We start from the raw sequence: 18,423 nt of genomic DNA on the forward strand, positions 1-18,423 counted from the left end.
GGCATGAAGGGCATCATTCTGGCCGGGGGCTCGGGCACACGTCTGCACCCCATCACCCGCGGCATCAGCAAGCAGCTCATGCCGGTGTACGACAAGCCGATGATCTACTACCCGCTCTCGACGCTCATGATGGCGGGCATTCGCGATGTCCTCGTCATCACGACGCCGCATGACGCGGAGCAGTTCCAGCGGCTCCTGGGTGACGGAACGACCTGGGGTATGAACATCCAGTACACGGTGCAGCCTTCGCCCGACGGGCTGGCGCAGGCCTTCATCCTCGGTGAGGACTTTCTCGACGGTGACAGTGCCGGCCTCGTGCTCGGGGACAACATCTTCCACGGCGCCGGCCTCGGCTCTGCCCTGCAACGGCGTATCCCCTCCGAGGGCGGGCTCATCTTCGCCTACCACGTGACCAACCCCACGGCTTACGGCGTCGTCGAGTTCGACGAGACCGGAACGGCCGTCTCGATCGAGGAGAAGCCTGCGGAGCCGAAGTCGGACTTCGCCGTCCCCGGGCTGTACTTCTACGACAAGACCGTCGTCGAGCGTGCGAAGGCGTTGGAGCCCAGCCCACGAGGAGAGCTCGAGATCACGTCGCTCAACGAGGCCTACCTCGACGAAGGAACGCTCACCGTCGAGGTGCTGCCGCGCGGTACGGCGTGGTTCGACACGGGCACGTTCCAGGGCCTCATGACCGCCTCGCAGTTCGTCTCCGTCGTGGAGCAGCAACAGGGCCTCAAGATCGGTTGCATCGAGGAGGTCGCCTGGCGCAACGGGTGGATCACCACCGAGCAGCTGCTCGATCTCGCCGCGCCGTTGGAGAAGAGCGGGTATGGCACGTACCTCACCCGAATCGCGTCCGACCCCCGGCCCATGCCGAAGGTGTACTGACCCGTGCAAATCACGCCGCTGCGAATCGAAGGCGCCTACCGCGTCACTCCACGCCAGTTCCCCGATGACCGCGGTCTCTTCATGGAAGGTTTCCGCGGGGACAAGCTCGCCGCGCACCTCGGCCACGAAATGCGCATCGTGCAGACGAACATCTCCGTCTCCTCCCGTGGGGCGGTTCGGGGCATCCATTTCGCCGACGTGCCGCCGTCCCAGGCCAAATACGTGACCGCGGTGAGCGGTTCCTTCCTGGACTTCGTTGTGGACGTCCGCGTGGGCTCACCGACTTTCGGACAGTGGGAGAACGTGCGGCTGGACACCGATTCACGCGACGCCGTGTACCTGAGCGAGGGGCTCGGGCACTGTCTCGTCGCGCTCGAGGACAACTCGACCGCGATCTATCTGTGCTCGCAGCCGTACAACCCGGCACGGGAGCGTGGTATCGATCCGCTCGATCCGCGCGTGGGCCTCGACCTCCCTGCCGACCTGGAGCCGGTTGTCTCGGCCAAGGACGCCGCGGCGCCGAATCTCGAGGAAGCTGCTGCTCAGGGCCTGCTCCCGAACTATGACGATTGCCTCGCGTTCGCGGAAAGCCTGCGCCGCGCTTGAGACCGTTGGTTTCGGAGTGGTTCGACGACGCCTAGACTGGACTCTCCCGTACGTCAGACCGGAAGGCACCATGGCGATTCTCATCACCGGAGGCACCGGTTTCATCGGGCAGTACCTCGCTCGGGCGCTCACGCCTGAGCACGACGTGGTTGCGCTCGATCTGCTCAGTGCACAGGTTCACGCGGACCCTGACGCGGCCGCGTCGCGCTTTCCCGGCGAAGTGATCCGCGCTGACGTGAGTGACCCGGATGCCTGGGGCCGGCTCGATCGCCCCGAGGCGGTCGTGCATCTCGCCGCTGAGACCGGTACCGGCCAGTCGATGTACGAGCAGGATCGTTACCGGCTCGTCAACGTCGAAGGCACCCGACGCGCAGCGGAGGCCGCGCGCGCCTGGGGCGTGCCCCTCGTTGCGATGTCCTCGCGAGCTGTCTACGGCAACGGACGCTTCTCCTGCCCGGAACACGGCGACTCCTATGCCGAGCCGTGTTGTGCGAAGGCGGTGCCGGCCGCGTCGCGTGAAAGCGACCCGCACCGCCCCGTCTCCGTCTACGGCGAGACGAAGTCGCTCGGCGAGCAGCTTCTCGGCGAGTACGCCCGCGAGATTCCTGTGGACGTCGTTCGCCCGCAGAACGTCGTGGGCTTCGGCCAGGCGCTGCACAACCCCTACACGGGGGTGCTCGCGGCCTTTCTCGCCCGGCTGCGAGAGGGGCGGCCCCTCTCGGTGTACGGCGACGGAACGGCGACACGTGACTTCGTGCACGTGAGCGACGTCGCAGCGCTCATCGCCTGGCTGGTCGAACATCCGACCGCGCCTGGCACGCCGCGCGTGCTGAACTCCGGCACGGGAGAACGGATGACCCTCACCCACCTGGCAGAGACGGCACGGCGTGCAGCGCCTCTGGAGAGTCCGCCTCCGGAACATGTGGACGTCCACCGCGCAGGAGACATCGACCACGCTGTCGCTGACCTCACGGCGCTGCGTTCCTCGGGTGCGCCCTTACCCTCCCTCTCGAGTGAGGACGCTGTCACCGACTTCATCACTCGTTCGTGGGAGGTGCCGGGGGCAGACTCGAGCGCCTGGGATTCTGCTCTCGACGAGCTCGGCCGCCGCGGCCTCACCTCTTGAGCTGGACCGGCATGGTTCAGATAGGTCACGGCAAGGGCGCAGAGGCCTCGGGCGCAGCAGTCGACGTGCCTGATCGGGTGCGCCTCGAGCTGCTGCACGGCTACGTCCAACTCGTGGCGCAGGAGTGCGGTGTCCGCGTGCTGCACCTCAAGGGCGCAGCGGTGCACGAGGGTCTTCGGCGTGGGCACGGAACGAGCTTCGACGTCGACGTCCTCGTTCATCCGGACGACGTGGCTCCGTTCCTCGACGCCCTTTCCACCCTGGGGTGGGAGAGGCTGACCGGTTTCGAGGAGGGCTCGGCGTTCGGGCACGCCACCAACATGCGCCACGAACTGGGGCTCATCGACCTGCACCGGCATTGGCCTGGTTTCGAGGTGTCGCCTGTCGAAGCCTTCGAAACCCTCTGGAGTCGGCACGAGGAGATGTCGATCGCCGAGGTTCCGTGTCCGGTGCCCTCCTTGGACGATCAGCGACTCATTCTCCTTCTTCACCACGCACGCAGCGGGTCTGGTTCGACACGTGACCTCGAGGCGGGTTGGGCCGACTCCGACGAGGCCACCCGTCGTCGTATCCGTGACCTCGCGAAGCAATTCGACGCCGAGCTCGCGCTCGCGGCTGCCCTGGGCCAGCTCGAGAACTTCCGCAGCCGACCAGGGTACGCACTGTGGCGCTACTTCGTCCGTGGCGAGCAGAGCCGCTGGGAGGAGTGGTGGGGCCGCTACGAAGCAGCCACAGGAGTGCGTGCCAAGATGCTCGTTCTTCGGGGTCTCGTCTCCGTCAACGCAGACCTGCTGCGCTTCGATCTGGGGCACGAACCGACGACCCGTGAGTACGCCCACGCCTACCGCCTCCGTCTGCGCACAGCCGTCGGCGACCTCGTCAGCTCCGCGCGACGACGACGCAAGCAGGGGTAACGATGACCTGGCGAATCCCTGGTGACGTCGCCGTCACCTACGACGAAACCCACGAGCGCTTCTGGGCCCTTCGCGTCGGAAGCCGCGAGCCGCACGGCCTGTCCGTCCACGGCTACGTCATCTGGCAGGCAGCCGATGGGGCGGCCTCGACGGAGCAGGTCGCGGACCGCATCGCAGGAGAACACGAAGTCGATGTCACCGCTGTCCGGTGCGATGTCGAGGCCTTCGTGCCGCATCTGCTCGATGTCCGCCTTCTCGACGAGGTGACGGCATGACCCGTTTCGAGCAGGAGTCTGCGTGGGGCCGCCTTCTCTCAGACGGAGGCGGTGCGAACGTCCGCGGCGGCGTCAGGGGTGATAGCCCAGGCGTGCGCGACCCAGCAGAGCCGGGCGCGATGGAGGAGCACAGGTCCGTCCACGACGCCCCATCCGGTGCCCTCGAGCGGCGTCTCCTGGCCGTCGGGCACAGCGTGCGCACCTTCGCCGGCCCCATCGTGCTGCTCGACTGCCTTCTCGGGTTCCTCTTCATGTGGGCGGGCTACCCGATCACCGCGACGCTGCCGGGCGGTGTGGCCGCGGCGGTGGCGGTCATCGCCGTGGGTGTCTTTCGGCCCTCGACGTTGAAGGTGAAATGGGGCAGCCTGCTCTTTCTCCTCGGCATGGCGCTGCTCGTGTTCCTCGTGGTCGTGTCGATGCTCAACGGCCAGCCCTGGACGCAGCGCATCGGCAAGTTCGCCCTGCTTCTGCTCCTGTGCTCCGTGTTGGCCACGGGGCGCATCAACGTGCGCTCGCTCGTCATCGGCGGGTGCCTGGGTGCCGTGGTCAACGTTCCGCTCTTCTACGCCGGCCTCACATCGAACAACTACCCTCCGTACCTCACCGGCTTCTACGGCGACAAGAACGTGGCGGGCCTTTACTACGCGGCCTGGGGCGTGTTGGGGCTCATGGCCTTCCGGGGGCGCGTCCTCAGCGTGTTGTGGGTACTCACGTCCTTCGGGTTGCTCTTCGCGACCGGCTCGCGCACGTCGCTCGCCGCGTACATCGGCGCCCTCGCGTGGCTGGCTTTTCGAAACCGTGTCGGTGTCAGCTATCGCCTCGTCTACGCAGCGATCGGCTTGAGCACCCTTGTGTGGGCCGTGAACAACCTGGCCGAGTCGGAGGTGTTCGGTGATCGCACGGGAAGTGACTGGTATCGCGAACAGGTCGAATTGGCGATGCAGGCAAAGGCTGACATCACTCCCTGGTACGGACTTGGGCTCAACGAGGGCCAGGTCGTCATCGGAACACGACCGCAGTGGTTCCACGATTCGTACGTGCAGGCGTTCGTCGAGGGTGGCTATCCGAACCTGTGGATCGTCACGGGGGCGTTCCTCCTGCTCGGCGTCGGGCTCCTCGATCGTCGCCTGCACATCAGTCGCGAGTTGCTCGTCGCCGAGGGCGCGACGATCGCCATGATGGTCTGCGCGTGGAAGCTCGGTGAGACCCTCATGACGCCTGCTGCCTTCCTCATCCTCGGCATCGCCGTCGCGTACCGCCTCGGCACACCGATCGAGCGTGACGACGTGTGGGCCTGGCAGCATCTCGAGTTCGTCGATCCGGAGCAGACCTCACCCAAGAAGCACCAGCCGTCACCGAGCCGAGGAGCCACACTGTGAGACCGGCGCTCAGCATCGTCGTGCCGCACTACGGCGCCCCGGAACCGACGCGTGATCTCCTCGCGCAGCTCGCCGCACAGCGTTACGAAGGAGCCGTTCAGGTGATCGTCAGCGATGACGCGTCCCCTGAGCCCTTCACAGCCGACGGGTGCGACGTCGTTCGTCGCGACCGCAACGGGGGTTTCGGCTCGGCGGTCAACTCCGGCGTCGCGGTTGCCGAGCACGATCTCCTGCTCGTACTCAACAGCGACATCACGGTCGAGCAGAGCTTCCTCGCCGAGCTGGTCGACGGCGCGGAGCCATGGATGCCGGCCGTCGTCGCCACCCGCGTGGAGGAGCCGTTCGGTTCGCGCTGCGTTGGACGGCTCTGGCCGCGCGCACGCCACGTCGTCCTCGAGAACCTCGAGCCGCTTGCGCGCTTCCACGGTCGGCCGTGGTTCGAGAAGCAACTCGGTAACGACCTCAGTTCGTGGGACGCGCCAGTGGCCATGCCGACGGACTGGGCAACGGGCATTTGCCTGTTCATGCCGGCGGATGCCTTCCGCGCAGTCGGTGGCTTCGACGAGGACTTCTTCATGAACTGTGAAGAAGTCGACCTCCAGCGCCGCCTGCATCGTCGCGGCCTCCCAACCGTCATTCTGCCCGCCCCACTCATTCGCCACATCGGTGGCGGATCGTCCGATTCTGCTCGGCGCTCGCAGTGGCTCATGGACGCGCGTCTGCGCTACCACGAGAAGTGGCACGGCGGGCCCGGCCTCGCCCTCGGGCTCGGCTCCGCGGCCGTGGTCAACCTTGCGTGGAACTCGGCGCGTGCGCTCGCTGGGCGCCACGTGGACGCCCGCGGCGGCTACGAGCGTCAGATCTCTCTTGTCCGTCATGCCTGGAGGAACCGTCGATGAACGTGGCACAACTTCTCGTGGAGAAGGGCGCCGGCCTGCGCTATCGCCGGGCCCAACTCCGGGCGCCGATTCTGCGTCGAGCATTCGGCGGGCTCGGTGCGGGGAGCGTGATCATGGCACCCCTGTATCTCCGGGGCGTTGATCGCATCCACCTCGGCGACGGCGTGCTGGTGCGTGACGGTGCGTGGCTTGCCACGGAGAACGAGGTCTCGGCCTTGCGGATCGGAGACGACACTTACATCGGACACCGCGCACACCTGCATTCGATCGACCCCGTGGTCATCGGACGCGGCTGCGTCTTCGCCGACAACGTCATGGTCTCGACGACCGACCACGACCGCCGCGACCGACACCAGGTTCACGGGACGGGGCCGATCACCATTGGTGACGACGTGTTCCTGGGCCAGAACGTCGTCGTGCTGGGCGGTGTCTCGATCGGGGACGGGGCCACGGTCGCCGCTGGTGCCGTGGTGATTAGTGACGTTGCTGCGGGCGCCGTTGTCGGGGGAGTGCCCGCGCGTGAATTGGGAGTGACCGCATGACGCGGCGAATGCTCATCGTGTCGCCGAGCTTCCACGGCTACCACGCAGCGATCGCGCGAGCGTTCGAGAAGCTCGGTTACGACGCCGTGACGTACTGCTACGACGCGGTTGACTCGACGGCCGAGAAGGTCTGGAACAAGCTGCGCTACGAGCTGCCGACCAAGCTCGTCGGGGGCGACGCGCACCAATCCGCGGACACCTCTTCACGGCGGGCGGCCGAGCGCGTCCGCGACGTGGCGCCGGACGTCGTCCTCGTCGTTCGCGGCGACACGCTCACGGAGGAGTTCTGGCAGGTCGCGTCCGCAGGTGGGCGACCCGTGGTCGTGTGGATGTACGACGAGATGCGGAGGACGGCGTTCGATGCTTCGCTCGTTTCGAAGTACGCGCGCATCGCGAGCTACAGCCCACTCGACGTGCAGGCTTTGGTGGCCGAGGGGATCGAGGCACTCCACGTTCCGCTCGGCTATGACGACACGGCCGAGCCCAATGCGAGCACCGAGGGAATCGGTGTCGTGAGCTTTCTCGGCGCGCCATCTCCCAAGCGTCACGGCGCGCTTCTTGCCCTGCACGAGGCAGGAATCCCGGTGCGTGCGTGGGGACGCGGGTGGTCGGACCATCCCTTCGATCGTGCTCGTACGTGGCGCCTTTCCTCCAGTGGTTTGCCGAACGGTCGTGACACGCCGGGACCCGTCGCACACGCGATCATGCGGAACTCGATTGCCACGCTCAACATTCACGGCGACCAGGACGGATTCACGATGCGCACGTTCGAGGCTGCCGGCAGCGGCGGCGTGCAGCTCGTGGACCGAGCCGACGTCAGCGAGGTTTACGTTACTGGCGAGGAAGTGTTGGTGTTCGAGAACGCCGAGGAACTCGTTGAGATCGCCCGCCGAGCGGAGGCAAGACCGGAAGGCTTCGTTGCATTGAGGGAAGCGGCACGTCGTCGCACCCTCGCCGAGCACACACTCACCCACCGTGCGAAGCAGCTGGAAAGTTTGTGGTGACTGACAACTCCTCGAGGGGACGGAGAACCCATGGGTAGTGTACGCGAGAGCCTTGGGCTGATTCGTGACGCTGTAAACCCGCGGAACGAGCGCGCAACCCGGAACGCGGCCGCCCGCAGGGCGAAGCTATTGGCCCTCCGGGGGCGCTCGGCGAGCCGTCTGATGTTTGTTCCTCAGCGGCGGAGCTCGTCCTTGGCTCCTGCCGGATGGCGGACGGTGAAGCGGACGCCTCGGCACGCCCACGTCATCATCTGGCTCGACCGCGGCATGCCGGCGCCAGCCGAGCGTGGCGATGTGGACGTGGTGGACCTCGTGACCTCGTCCTCACCTTGGGCACGCTTCACGCCCGACGGCTGGTCGCCTACCCAGATCCTGCTGGCCGCAGCCAACTCGGGGCTGTTGAACGGATACGAGACAGCCACAGTCGTTCTCGACGCCGCCAAGGGCGAGGCTGCCCACGCTCTGGAGGCGTGCGCCGATCCGCACGTCGGAGGCGTGACTCGTGCCCTCGTCAGTTCGTCGTCCGCCCACCGGCGTTGGGTGCGGAGCGTGCTTCGCGATCGCCAGTGGGAAACGTCGGGCATCGCGGAGCGTCGGCCTGAGTCGTTGAACCTAACGTGTCGAGCTTTCCTGCTCCAGGGGTTGCGCGGGCTGGGCATGTCGCCGGAGCTCGTCCCGGACGAATTCCATTTCCTCACCTTGCTGGCCACTTTGGCGCAAGCGGGTGACGCTCCGATCGTCGAGTCGTGCGAGGTCCGATCCGCACCCCAGAAACGACTTCACCCTCGGTTGGTCGCTTTCTACCTGCCGCAGTTCCACATCACTCCCGAGAACGACGAGTGGTGGGGTCCGGGCTTCACCGAGTGGACGAACGTCGCATCTGCGGTTCCCAATTATCCGGGGCATTTTCAGCCCAAGCTGCCGGAGGACCTCGGCTTCTACGATCTCCGCCTCGACGGCACGCGATCCGCTCAGTCGCGCTTGGCCAAGGAAGCGGGCGTCGAAGCATTCATGTACTACCACTACTGGTTCTCGGGGCGTCGCGTTCTCGATCTCCCGCTGGACCTGCACATCAAGGCGGGTGAGCTCGAGCAGCCGTTCAGCATCATGTGGGCCAACGAGAACTGGACACGATCGTGGGACGGGGACACCCGGTCTGTTCTCCTGGAACAGGACTACGCGAACGTGCCCGCTGAACGCTTCGTCGAGGATGCTCTGCCGTATCTCTTGCACAACGACTACATGACGGTCCAGGGCAAGAAGCTCGTCAGCGTCTACCGACCTGATTCGATCCCGAACTTCGTGTCGGTGCTCAAGCAGTGGCGTGCGACGGCGCGTGAGCACGGGCTGGAGCTCTTCGTTGTCGGGGTCGAGTACGGTGCGCTCGAAGGGCCGACGCGTGAATGCCTGGACGGCACCATGTCGTTCCCACCGCACTCGAAGGAATACGTGGGCGCCCGCGGCGTCAGCGCGAAGGTCTCCCGACGATTCACCGGGCAACTCCTGTCGTACTGGGGCATGGTGAGACACGACATCCGGCGGCTTCCGGACATTGCGGATCACCATTTCCCCGGGGTCATGACGGCGTGGGACAACACACCTCGCCGCCAGGAGTCGGCACACCTGTGGGTCGGCGCGAACCCCTACCTCTACCGACGGTGGCTCCTCGCTGCGGCCGAGGCGGTGTCAGAGCGGACCGTCCACGAGCGCATTGTCTTCATCAACGCGTGGAACGAGTGGGCCGAGGGCGCAGTGCTCGAGCCGTCGAACGAGTTCGGGCACGCGTACCTACAGGCGACTCGCGACGTGGCCTCGGCGTAGTCCTACGAGGTGGAGGCGCTGTCGTCGCGCGCGCCGTTACCGTCGAGATTGCCCAGAGCGACGAGTCGCGCGAACTCGGGCGAGGCCTCCACGACCTCCCGGAAGGTTCCGAGCGCGGCGACCCGCCCCTCGCTGAGGAAGGCCAGGGCATCGACATCGCGCACCGTCGACAGGCGGTGCGCCACGAGGATCGTGGTGATGTGTCCGTGCAGAGCGGAAAGCGTGGCCGTGATCTGGTGTTCCGTTTCGTTGTCGAGAGCGGAGGTGGCTTCGTCGAGCACGAGGACCTGCGGGTCACGGTACAAGGCACGGGCGATGCCGATGCGCTGGCGCTGACCGCCCGAGAGGCGCGTACCGCGTTCGCCGACGAGCGTCTCCAAGCCCTCGGGCAAGCTGTCGAGCAGGCCACCGAGGGCCGCACGCTCGAGACACTCGCGCACCTTCGCCTCGTCACGTTCCTCCGCCGTAAGGCCGAAGGCCACGTTGCCCGCCAACGTCGAATCGGTGATGTAGACGTCCTGAGGGACATAAGCGACGATGTCGTGCCACGCGTCACCTGCCGTGTCGGTCGGCACGTCGTTGAACGTCACCGTCCCCGAGGTGGGGGTGATGAGGCCGAGGATGATGTCGACGAGAGTCGTCTTGCCCGAACCACTGATACCGCACAGGGCGAGGGACGAGCCGGAAGGCACTCGCAACGAGATGTGGGAAAGGACATCGGCGTCACCGTCGGGGTAGCGGAAGCTCACGTCATGCACCGCGATGGCTCCACCTCCCCGGGCCATGGCCGGGGCAGAGCCTTGACGTCGGGGAGCCCGCGCGACGCCGTCGTCGAGGCTCCGCAGCGAGTCGACGGTGATGGCGAGACCCTCTCTGCCCACACGGATGAAGCCGAAAGTCGCGGTCAGAGCGACCATGAGCGGCAACATCTTGACCGTCGCCGCGACGAAGAGACTCATCGTCGGCATCGCCTGATCCGCAGAACCGGTGAGGATCGTGACCACGATGAAGGTTGTGAGTCCCACCATCGTCACGAGTTCGAGGACGTACTTCGGCAGCGTCGAGTAGTAGTTGGCCCGCATCGATGCCTCTGCGGTTCGGCGGTTCGCGACGTCGAACTTGTCGACGAAGTACCCGCGGGCGTTGTGGAGAACAGCCTCGCGGAAGCCGTGCATCGCATCGACGAGAGCGTGGCTGCTCACCCAGGAGGTGTGCTGGGCTTCCTTGCCCGCTCTGCGGTTCGCGGGTCCGAGAAGACGCTGAAGGAGGAGAACCGCGGTACCGAAGTAGAGCACGGCGACCAGCGTCGGCACAGGGGAGACCACGAGCAAGAGCACCACGATGAGGACGATGGACAGCAACGAGCTCAGGGCGGACAGGAACCCGCCGAGAACACGCGCGTGAGCGTCGGTGACGGCGGTCCCGACGTTCCGGATGAGCTCACCCGTGTTGCGGCGACGGTGCGTGAGGAAGCTTTCCGACATGTAGGCACCGAGAAGCCGACGAGCAGTCTGTGTCTGCAGCCGGGCCACGTACCGCGCGCTCCACCACGTGAGCCAGAGGGCCAGCACGGCCTTCAGGACGAAGGTCGCGATCATCCCGCCGGCCAGGAGGAGCACGAAGGTGTGCTGGGAAGGCTTGCCGAGCAGCGAATGCAGGGCGCCGAGGGTTCCTTCGTCGAGGGGCGCTCCCATCATGATCTGCATGAGTGGGAGGATCGCCGCGACGCCGAGGAGGTCCATCGCTGCGAGCACGAACTGTACGAGGCCGGTGAGGACGAAGCGTCGTCGATCGGCAGGGGTGAACGTGCCGAGGAGGTAGCGAACGTCCTGGATCATCGAGCGCTTTGCCGGGGTTGCCGGGCCTGTTGCCGAGGTCATGTTCGGTCCTGACCCGAGCGGTAGCCGGACGCCCCGGCAGCCTCGACCGTCAGGGCGACCAGCTTGCGGCCGATGCTGTTCGGCAGCGGGCCGATGAGGCGGTCGACAGCCTCGGCGATGACGGGCGTGGTGGTGGGTGTCATCGTTCGCGACGCAGCGACGACGGCCGCGTTCCACGGCGAGGAGAGTGCCCGCAGGGACGAGCCGGACGACCCTTGCCCGTGAAGGCGGTCGAAGGTGTGGCGGGCTTTGCCCGACATCAGAGCACGGTTCGCGCGAGCGACGGTGTTCACCGACGCCATGTGGTGACGCACTTCTGCGTCGGGCACCAGTTCGATCGGAAGCCCGAGACTGTGGAGCCGGTAACCGAAATCCACGTCCTCCCAACCGTATCCCCGATAGCGCGTGTCGAAACCGCCGAGCTCGGCAAAGGTCTCGCGCCGCACGGACGTGTTACCGCCCCACAGTTTCCAGCGCTCGTCCGGCGCGGTGGCATAGGCGTCGCGTCGGCTGCGCTCGTCGGCGTCACGTCCGTAGACACGCATGTACGCATTCTCGGGCGCGATGTTGAGGGGCAGGCCGATGGCACCACAGACGTGTGCTTCGTGGGCAGCCACGTGGGCTGCGACATGGCCGGGGGCCGGCTCGAAATCGTCGTCACACCGGATGAGCACATCACCTTCGGCTGCCTCGAAGCCGGCGTTGAGCGCGGAAACGCGTCCCCGGTTCTCCGGAAGCACGACGGCACGCAGCGGCAGGTCGCCGTAACGCTCGACGACGGCCGCCGAGTCGTCGATGTCGCCGTCGATGACGACGACCGCTTCCCAGTCCGTGTGGCTCTGATGGCGCAGGGCGTCGAAGAGGACGGGCAGGCGCGCCGCGCCGCCGCGCGTCGGAACGATGAGCGAGGCGCTGGTCATGTCGCCGTCTCCTTCGTCAGGAGGGAGTCGATCAGGGCCCCGAGTCGGGTTCGGCCAGCCTCGGGGGAGTACTGGCTCTGCCAGCGATCGTAGGAGTCTTCGACCAGGTCGTGCCACTCGGCGTCGAGGGCGCGGCCGATCGTCTCCGCCAGCGACGCGGCATCGCCGCGGCGCGCGACGAACGGGTACGTCGTACCGACGACCTCGGGTAGCGCCCCGGCATCGCTGACGACGAACGGGCAGCGCGCGGCCATGGCTTCTGCGGCGACGAGTCCGAACGGCTCGGACCACACGGAGGGGAAGACAGCGAGGTTCACCGCGTCGAAGAACGTAGCCCGGTCAATCCATCCTCGATGATCGACACGTTCTCCGAGGTCGGCGATGTTGGCGTGAATGCGTGCTGCGGCACCGGGAGCGACGAAGCGTGCTTCGCCGGCCACCAAAAGCCGAACATCACGCCCGTCGGCGAGGAGCCTGCGCACCGCGGCGACGAGGACGTCGACGCCCTTGTCCGGTGAAAGCCGACCCAGGTAGCCGAGGGTCAACGCCTGGCGCTCGCCCTCACGCGCGGTGGCCACAGGGGCAACCCAGTTCTCCAGGACGATGGAGCCTGGCACGCGTTCACCGACGTGGTGCGAGGGCACCACGGTGGCGCGACATCCGCGGCGTGCCAGTCGCGCAGCCACGGCCGTCCTTCCCTGGGGGATCTGGTGCAGGTGCACGACCCGCTTAGCCAGCCCTACGGTGGCGAAGGCAGGTCGAAGCCCGTTGCACCACAGCAGATCCGCGTCGGAACGACGCGCCCAAGCGCGCAGGTGGCGAGCGTAGGAGCGGGCGTCCCGGCCTGGTACCGCGACAACCTCAGTACCCCCTGCAGCTGCCGCCTCGACGACGTCTGCAGGCTGCTCCGGAGCTGCTACGACCACCTCGTGTCCGAGGTCTCGGGCCGCCTCGGCGAGGGCGAGAAGCATCACTTCGCCGCCGCCGATCTCGCCCTGATTGGAGAGAAATGCGATCCGGGCGTTCACCGCTTCAGCACCCGCTCACGAACTTGTCCCTCGAGGTTGCCGAGCACAGCTCCCGCTCGGGCGGCGAGAGCGTACCTGCTCTCGTGCGGCAGGCCGCGGCATTTCAGATACTCAACCGGGAGTTTTGCGGACTCCGTGACCGCCCAGCGCAGTGACATTCCGCGAACCGGCCGACCCTGTTCGATGCTCTTGTTCCACAACTTCAGTTGAGAACGCTGATACGCACGGCGTTGACGGAAGACCGCTGCGACGCCTGTCCGCAGCCGATAGTCAACGACGGCGTCGGGGGCCACGACGAGTGGAATGCCAGCCTCCAGCGCGCGCCACGAGAAGTCGACGTCCTCCGACCCCCCCAGCATCGTTTCGTCCATACCGCCAAGGCGATGGAACGTCTCTTTTCGGATGCCGAGGTTGCAGCCGACGGCGAAGGGCGCGTAGCCCAGGAATTCGTAGGGCAGGCCCTCCACAGGGCTCGGGACGGAGGTCGACGCATGGTCACCGAGGTAGGTGCGCCACGCGTATTCAGGATTGATCCTGTCCAGATGGAGAGGTCCTGTCACCAGGGCGTCCTCTGCCTCGAGGGCGTCGTGAAGGGCTGCGACCCACGTCGGGGCGACAATGTCGTCGGCGTCACACAGGGCGAGCAGCTTGGCGCGCGCCTCCTGTACTCCCACATTGCGGGCGTGGCACTGACCCCGTCGATCGGTCGCAGGCACGATGCGAATGTCGAGCCTCTGCCGGTAGGACGCCACGATGCGGGGGAGTCGGGCTGAGCCCTCGTTGTCCGCGATGATGACTTCGAACGGGGGCGCGTCCACCTGAGCCGCGAGCGCGTCGAGCTGGGCGCCGAAAGTCGCCTGGTTGCGATAGTAGGCGGTGACGACACTGACGAGGGGTACGGCGTCAGAGACCGGCTGCTCGAGATGCTTGGCGAGCTTCGCGTCACCGAAACCGAGATCGGCGTAGACATCGACCACCTGGTTCACCATGCCCTGCACCGTCGGGATCGACTCCGGCAGGTGGGGGCGCTGCGTGAGGTCGAGACCCTGTTCGATGACCGCGCCGACCATGTCGGCGTCGTCGTCGAGGCTGACGAGGGCGTGCACCGGCAGGATCTCGGGGTTCCCCCCGATGCTGCTCGCGACCACGCCCATGCCTGCAGCCACCGCATCGAGGAGTGTGTAGGAGAGGTTGTCCGCTCGTGAGGGCTGCAGAAGCACGTCGTGCTCCTGCATGGCGCGGCGGGCGTCGACGAACCCAGCGAACGTGGTCGCGTGCGCGACGCCGAGCTCGTCCGCGAGTCGGCGAAGGGCCTTCTCCTGCGGTCCGGTACCAGCGATCGTCAGGGTGGCCTGCGGCTGTTTAGCGAGGACGCCGGCGAAGACTCGCAGAGTCATCTCGAGGTTCTTCTCCCGGTCGAGGCGGGTGAGCGACAGCAGGCGCAGGCCGGGCGTGCGCTCCGGGGCGTGCTCGGGTCGTTCGACGCCGTTCTTGACGACGGTGATCGGCGCGGTCGGCCTCCAGTAGCGCAGCATGTCCCGCTTGGTCGAGTCGCTCACGGCGAGGAGATGGTCGAACCGTCGGATCCGCATGTGGTGTGCGGCCTGACGGCTGAGCGCCTTCGCTCGTGAGCTGTGCAGCGCGAGGGGTTCCTCGGGGATGTGGTGCTCGGTCGAGACGAGGGTGGTCGGCAGGCCGACGGTGGCTATCGTGGCGAGGAAGTCGGCCTTGGCCAGGTGCGAATGGACGATGGCCGGGGAGAGTTTCGTGACGATGTCGCGCAGCTCGGCGACAGCGCCAGGAACGGACTGTTCGACGTTCAGCGGGACGACGGGGCAGCACTGTCCACGCAGTTCGTCCAGGAGCGGGCCCTCGGGCGCAGCCACGACGAGACGCCAGCCAGGTAGACCGACGCGGGCGACGTCGATGATGTGGCGGGCGACACCGGCCAGGTTCGAGACGGGGCAGACCCAGAGGGTGAGGGGTGCGACGTGGCTCGCCGGGTGCGGCTCACTCACTCAGAACCACGCTTCCAGGCGATCGAGCGCCGTCCAGAAGCCCTCACCGTTGTTGACGTGACCCTGCCAGATCTCGGGGATGAACGGAACGCCGGGAGAGAGGCGGTCGAGCTGCTTCGCCGTCGTCGGCCAGTCGATCTCACCGTCGCCGATCTGCGGGCCTTCGCCGTCAACGCCCTCGGCGTCGACGATGTGCAGGTGCTCGGTGAGCGGCGCCAGCTTCTCGACGTACTCGCTAAACGGCTTTCGCGTGAAGTTCGCGGCAAGCTTCGAGTGCGACAGGTCGAACGTCAGACGGCGACCGAACTGCTCGCAGAACCACGCGGTGTCGTCGACGTCCATGAACAGGTTGTGGTGCTGCTGGCCGCCCATGAGCCACGGGTACGGCGGCAGGGTCTGCGCGGTGAGGCGCACGCCGTCGTCGTCGATGCGCTCGAGCGCCTGCGCGATGCGTTCGTACTTCGCCGTGCGTGCCTCGGGAGCGTCGAAGGCGTCCCGCGTGAAGCCGCCCATCGTGCAGATGACGACCGGCTCGTTCGTGCCGTCGAACCAATGACCGAGGTCGCGCGTGATGCCGACGACCTTCTGCACCTCGTGGATGGAACGCTCCCAGACGGCGTCGTCGCTGCTCGCGAGGTCGATGATGAAGTCGCCGGCATAGAGGTCGGGGCAGTGGACGGTGTGGAACATGCCCGTGAACTTCGAGCCGAACAGTTCGCCGATGGCCCGCTCGTCCATCTCGACGTCGCGGTAGGACAGGTGGAACTCGAGGAAGTCCGGGTTCGTCGCGCGCTCGCCAGTGCCGAGCAGCTTGCGCGCGTCGTGGTAGCGCACAGGCAGGCCCCACGGGCGGCTGAACGAGTACGCCCGGCCTTCGGCGACGGAGTCCGTCAGATCCGTGGCGTAGAAGAAGTCGCCTTCTTCGATCGGACGACGCAGGGTGCGCCCGACGAGCTCCTCGAGGCGGTTGGGCTGCAATCCGCGCCCCGGCGCCTTGATGCTCACGGCGTCCCGCGTGATCTGTTCGCCGGCCGACAGCGGGCGCGTGGCGACGAGCGACTTCGCGAGGTTCGCGCGGTTCATCAGCTCGCCCGTCGAGACGGCGCGCGTCTCGCCGTTACCGAGCGCGAGCTCCACCTCGCGGATGCGCGCCACCATGTCGGCGAACTCATCAGGCAGCAGCGAGACCTGGTGGTCGTTGCCCTCGAGCGTCTTGTCGATCGTGAAGTGCTTCTCGATGACGTGTGCGCCGCGCGCCACCGCCGCGATCGGCACGTGGATGCCGCGCTCGTGACCCGAGTACCCGACCGGGCACTCACCGAGTTCGGCGAGGCGATCCATGTAGCGCAGGTGGACGTCCTTGTACGGCGCCGGGTAGGTCGACTGGCACTGCAGGAGCACGAACTGCGCGCCCGCGCGCTGCAGCACTGAGACGCTCGCGGCGATCTCGTCCTCGGTCGACATGCCTGTGGACACCAGCAAAGGCAGATGCTTCGCCGCGCAGGCGCGGAGCAAGGTGTGGTTCGTGAGGTCGGCGCTCGCGATCTTGAGTGCCGGCAGACCGTAGTCGGCGAGCACCTCGAGCGACGGCTCGTCCCAAGGCGTGCAGAACGCATCGATGTCGACGCTCTTGCAGTGATCGAGCACCTCGATCATCTGCTCGGGCGTGAGGGAGTACTTGGCCAGCAGGTTCATCGTGTACTGCGGGCCGAGATCCTCGCCGGCGCTGGAGGCGACGTCTCCCTGGCGATAGAGCGTGGAGAGGTCACGCAGTTGGAACTTCACCGCGTCGGCACCGGATTCCTTGGCGAGGTCGACGAGTCGCTTCGCCAGGTCCACGTCGCCCTGGTGGTTGTTGCCGATCTCGGCGATGACGAGCGAAGGGTGACCCTCGCCCACGACGTGCCGCCCGATACGCATCGGGCCGGCGTCCTCACGCGCCACCCCAATGACATGACCGCGCTCGTCGACCAGGGGAACGATCTCGACGCCCGGCCGGAAGGCCGCAGCGATGTGATCGGCTTCGGAACCGTAGGCGACCTTGACGCAGTCGGGGTTCATGGCGTCCGACACAGGACGCTGAAGGTCGATGGGGGAGGCCTGTGTCACCCACCGGCGGAAGTCACCGTCGGAGAAGGAGCCGATGAGGATGCCTCGGCTGTCGACACAGAAGGCGATGCCCGCCTTGTTCTCGCCGATCTTGTTGAGCGACGCCAGGATGGTTTCCTGGCCCGCCACCACGAAGGGCCCGGTGAGGCGGTCGATCGTCGTCATACTTCTCCAAGCGTCGGGTTTCCTGCGCGCGATGCGCGACATTGATCCGCGAGCATCCCGAGGTGCATTCTACCGAGCGTCCTAGCGCTGCATGACCACGACGGCGGGGAGCCGAATCGGCTTCGCGCCGTTCAGAGTTCGGGAACGCTTCGTTCTTCCGCTGCGCGGCGGAGGAGGTGCTCGGCGACGACGAAGTCCTCCTCAGCATCGATGTCGATACCTTCGAGCGGATCCATGACGAACAACTCGATGCGGCCGCCGAGACGGTTGTGGTGGCGCTCGTAGATCTCTGTCCGTGTGAGATAGAGCGAGCCCGTTTCGCGGTACCGCATCTGCTCCGGCGTGATGTCCTGACGCCGGGGGCGAGCCTCGTACGGATAATGCGCCCGCACTGCCGGCGCGCCGCTCCACAGGAAGATCTCCGCCGGAACGACGCCCACCATCGAGTCGGCGCCTGAGGCCGCGAACTCCGTCAGGCAGCGCTCCAACGTTCCGGCCAGACGCAGGGGAGAGGTGGCCTGGAGGAACATCACCTGTTCCGGCTTGCGCCCCTCCTCGCGCGTCACGACGTCGATGGCGTGCTCGATGACGGGCTCGGAGGCGGTGTCGTCCTGTGCCAGCTCATCGGGACGCTCGATGATGCGCGCCCCAGCCGCCCGGGAGACCGCAGCGATCTCGTCATCCTCGGTGGAGACGTAGGGCACGACACCGGGCGTCGCGAGGGCCTGCTCGATCGTCCAGGCGATGAGCGGCTTGCCCTGCAGCGGCTTGACGTTCTTGCGCAGGACGCCCTTGGATCCGCCCCGTGCGGGGATCACTGCGGGGGTGAACTCAGGCATTTGCCAA

16 protein-coding genes are annotated in these 18,423 nt (G+C 66.7%); 10 read left to right on the forward strand and 6 right to left on the reverse strand.

Annotation, left to right across the window (positions count from 1 at the left end; all coding sequences use genetic code 11):
* The first annotated feature begins 3 nt into the window (after positions 1-3).
* From rfbA to K9D12_RS02455, 10 genes are all read left to right on the forward strand, one after another.
* On the forward strand, positions 4-891 hold the full coding sequence (gene rfbA, locus K9D12_RS02410; protein ID WP_223059385.1) for a glucose-1-phosphate thymidylyltransferase RfbA: 888 nt from the start codon (positions 4-6) through the stop codon (positions 889-891).
* Between the two features lie 3 nt (positions 892-894).
* On the forward strand, positions 895-1,497 hold the full coding sequence (locus K9D12_RS02415; RefSeq protein WP_223059386.1) for a dTDP-4-dehydrorhamnose 3,5-epimerase family protein: 603 nt from the start codon (positions 895-897) through the stop codon (positions 1,495-1,497).
* A 70-nt stretch (positions 1,498-1,567) separates the two neighbouring features.
* Positions 1,568-2,623: an NAD(P)-dependent oxidoreductase gene (locus K9D12_RS02420; protein WP_223059387.1), complete on the forward strand. Its 1,056-nt coding sequence runs from the start codon at positions 1,568-1,570 to the stop codon at positions 2,621-2,623.
* Positions 2,624-2,634: 11 nt separating this feature from the next.
* Positions 2,635-3,537: a nucleotidyltransferase family protein gene (locus K9D12_RS02425; protein WP_223059388.1), complete on the forward strand. Its 903-nt coding sequence runs from the start codon at positions 2,635-2,637 to the stop codon at positions 3,535-3,537.
* A 2-nt stretch (positions 3,538-3,539) separates the two neighbouring features.
* Entirely contained in the window at positions 3,540-3,812 is a 273-nt protein-coding gene (locus tag K9D12_RS02430) for a PqqD family protein (protein ID WP_129664675.1), read from the forward strand.
* Between the two features lie 92 nt (positions 3,813-3,904).
* On the forward strand, positions 3,905-5,191 hold the full coding sequence (locus K9D12_RS02435; protein WP_223059389.1) for an O-antigen ligase family protein: 1,287 nt from the start codon (positions 3,905-3,907) through the stop codon (positions 5,189-5,191).
* Positions 5,188-6,090, forward strand: coding sequence for a glycosyltransferase family 2 protein (locus tag K9D12_RS02440; RefSeq protein ID WP_223059390.1), 903 nt, complete (start codon positions 5,188-5,190; stop codon positions 6,088-6,090). The genes K9D12_RS02435 and K9D12_RS02440 overlap by 4 nt, the downstream gene beginning before the upstream one ends.
* A complete protein-coding gene (locus K9D12_RS02445; protein ID WP_223059391.1) occupies positions 6,087-6,632 on the forward strand; it encodes a DapH/DapD/GlmU-related protein in 546 nt (181 codons plus the stop codon). The genes K9D12_RS02440 and K9D12_RS02445 overlap by 4 nt, the downstream gene beginning before the upstream one ends.
* On the forward strand, positions 6,629-7,636 hold the full coding sequence (locus K9D12_RS02450; RefSeq protein ID WP_129664669.1) for a glycosyltransferase: 1,008 nt from the start codon (positions 6,629-6,631) through the stop codon (positions 7,634-7,636). The genes K9D12_RS02445 and K9D12_RS02450 overlap by 4 nt, the downstream gene beginning before the upstream one ends.
* A 216-nt stretch (positions 7,637-7,852) precedes the next feature.
* The gene (locus K9D12_RS02455; RefSeq protein WP_165357905.1) at positions 7,853-9,457 is read left to right on the forward strand and encodes a glycoside hydrolase family 99-like domain-containing protein; all 1,605 of its coding nucleotides are present in this window, start codon (positions 7,853-7,855) and stop codon (positions 9,455-9,457) included.
* A 2-nt stretch (positions 9,458-9,459) separates the two neighbouring features.
* Here the strand turns inward: K9D12_RS02455 and K9D12_RS02460 are convergent, their stop codons facing one another.
* From K9D12_RS02460 to K9D12_RS02485, 6 genes are all read right to left on the reverse strand, one after another.
* The gene (locus tag K9D12_RS02460; protein WP_129664665.1) at positions 9,460-11,337 is read right to left on the reverse strand and encodes an ABC transporter ATP-binding protein; all 1,878 of its coding nucleotides are present in this window, start codon (positions 11,335-11,337) and stop codon (positions 9,460-9,462) included.
* On the reverse strand, positions 11,334-12,257 hold the full coding sequence (locus K9D12_RS02465; protein ID WP_223059392.1) for a glycosyltransferase family 2 protein: 924 nt from the start codon (positions 12,255-12,257) through the stop codon (positions 11,334-11,336). Before K9D12_RS02465 ends, K9D12_RS02460 begins: the two co-directional genes overlap by 4 nt.
* Complete coding sequence (locus tag K9D12_RS15180) at positions 12,254-13,285, reverse strand: glycosyltransferase family 4 protein (RefSeq protein ID WP_223059393.1); 1,032 nt, start codon at positions 13,283-13,285, stop codon at positions 12,254-12,256. Before K9D12_RS15180 ends, K9D12_RS02465 begins: the two co-directional genes overlap by 4 nt.
* Positions 13,282-15,303 carry a glycosyltransferase gene (locus K9D12_RS02475; protein WP_223059394.1) on the reverse strand — a complete coding sequence of 674 codons (2,022 nt, stop codon included), beginning with the start codon at positions 15,301-15,303 and terminating at the stop codon, positions 13,282-13,284. The genes K9D12_RS15180 and K9D12_RS02475 overlap by 4 nt, the downstream gene beginning before the upstream one ends.
* Complete coding sequence (locus K9D12_RS02480) at positions 15,304-17,577, reverse strand: N-acetylneuraminate synthase family protein (protein ID WP_223059395.1); 2,274 nt, start codon at positions 17,575-17,577, stop codon at positions 15,304-15,306.
* Positions 17,578-17,708: 131 nt separating this feature from the next.
* Entirely contained in the window at positions 17,709-18,416 is a 708-nt protein-coding gene (locus K9D12_RS02485) for a cytidylyltransferase domain-containing protein (RefSeq protein WP_129664657.1), read from the reverse strand.
* Between the last annotated feature and the right edge of the window lie 7 nt (positions 18,417-18,423).

The sequence above is a fragment of the Dermacoccus sp. Tok2021 genome (assembly GCF_019895135.1).
GTDB classification, from domain to species: domain Bacteria; phylum Actinomycetota; class Actinomycetes; order Actinomycetales; family Dermatophilaceae; genus Dermacoccus; species Dermacoccus abyssi.

Coding starts and splice junctions, on each gene's coding strand:
- K9D12_RS02480 (WP_223059395.1), bottom strand. CDS start 17,577: ATGACGACGATCGACCGCCTCACCGGGCCCTTCGTGGTGGCGGGCCAG.
- K9D12_RS02450 (WP_129664669.1), top strand. CDS start 6,629: ATGACGCGGCGAATGCTCATCGTGTCGCCGAGCTTCCACGGCTACCAC.
- K9D12_RS02420 (WP_223059387.1), top strand. CDS start 1,568: ATGGCGATTCTCATCACCGGAGGCACCGGTTTCATCGGGCAGTACCTC.
- K9D12_RS02430 (WP_129664675.1), top strand. CDS start 3,540: ATGACCTGGCGAATCCCTGGTGACGTCGCCGTCACCTACGACGAAACC.
- K9D12_RS02445 (WP_223059391.1), top strand. CDS start 6,087: ATGAACGTGGCACAACTTCTCGTGGAGAAGGGCGCCGGCCTGCGCTAT.
- rfbA (WP_223059385.1), top strand. CDS start 4: ATGAAGGGCATCATTCTGGCCGGGGGCTCGGGCACACGTCTGCACCCC.
- K9D12_RS02460 (WP_129664665.1), bottom strand. CDS start 11,337: ATGACCTCGGCAACAGGCCCGGCAACCCCGGCAAAGCGCTCGATGATC.
- K9D12_RS02465 (WP_223059392.1), bottom strand. CDS start 12,257: ATGACCAGCGCCTCGCTCATCGTTCCGACGCGCGGCGGCGCGGCGCGC.
- K9D12_RS02485 (WP_129664657.1), bottom strand. CDS start 18,416: ATGCCTGAGTTCACCCCCGCAGTGATCCCCGCACGGGGCGGATCCAAG.
- K9D12_RS02425 (WP_223059388.1), top strand. CDS start 2,635: ATGGTTCAGATAGGTCACGGCAAGGGCGCAGAGGCCTCGGGCGCAGCA.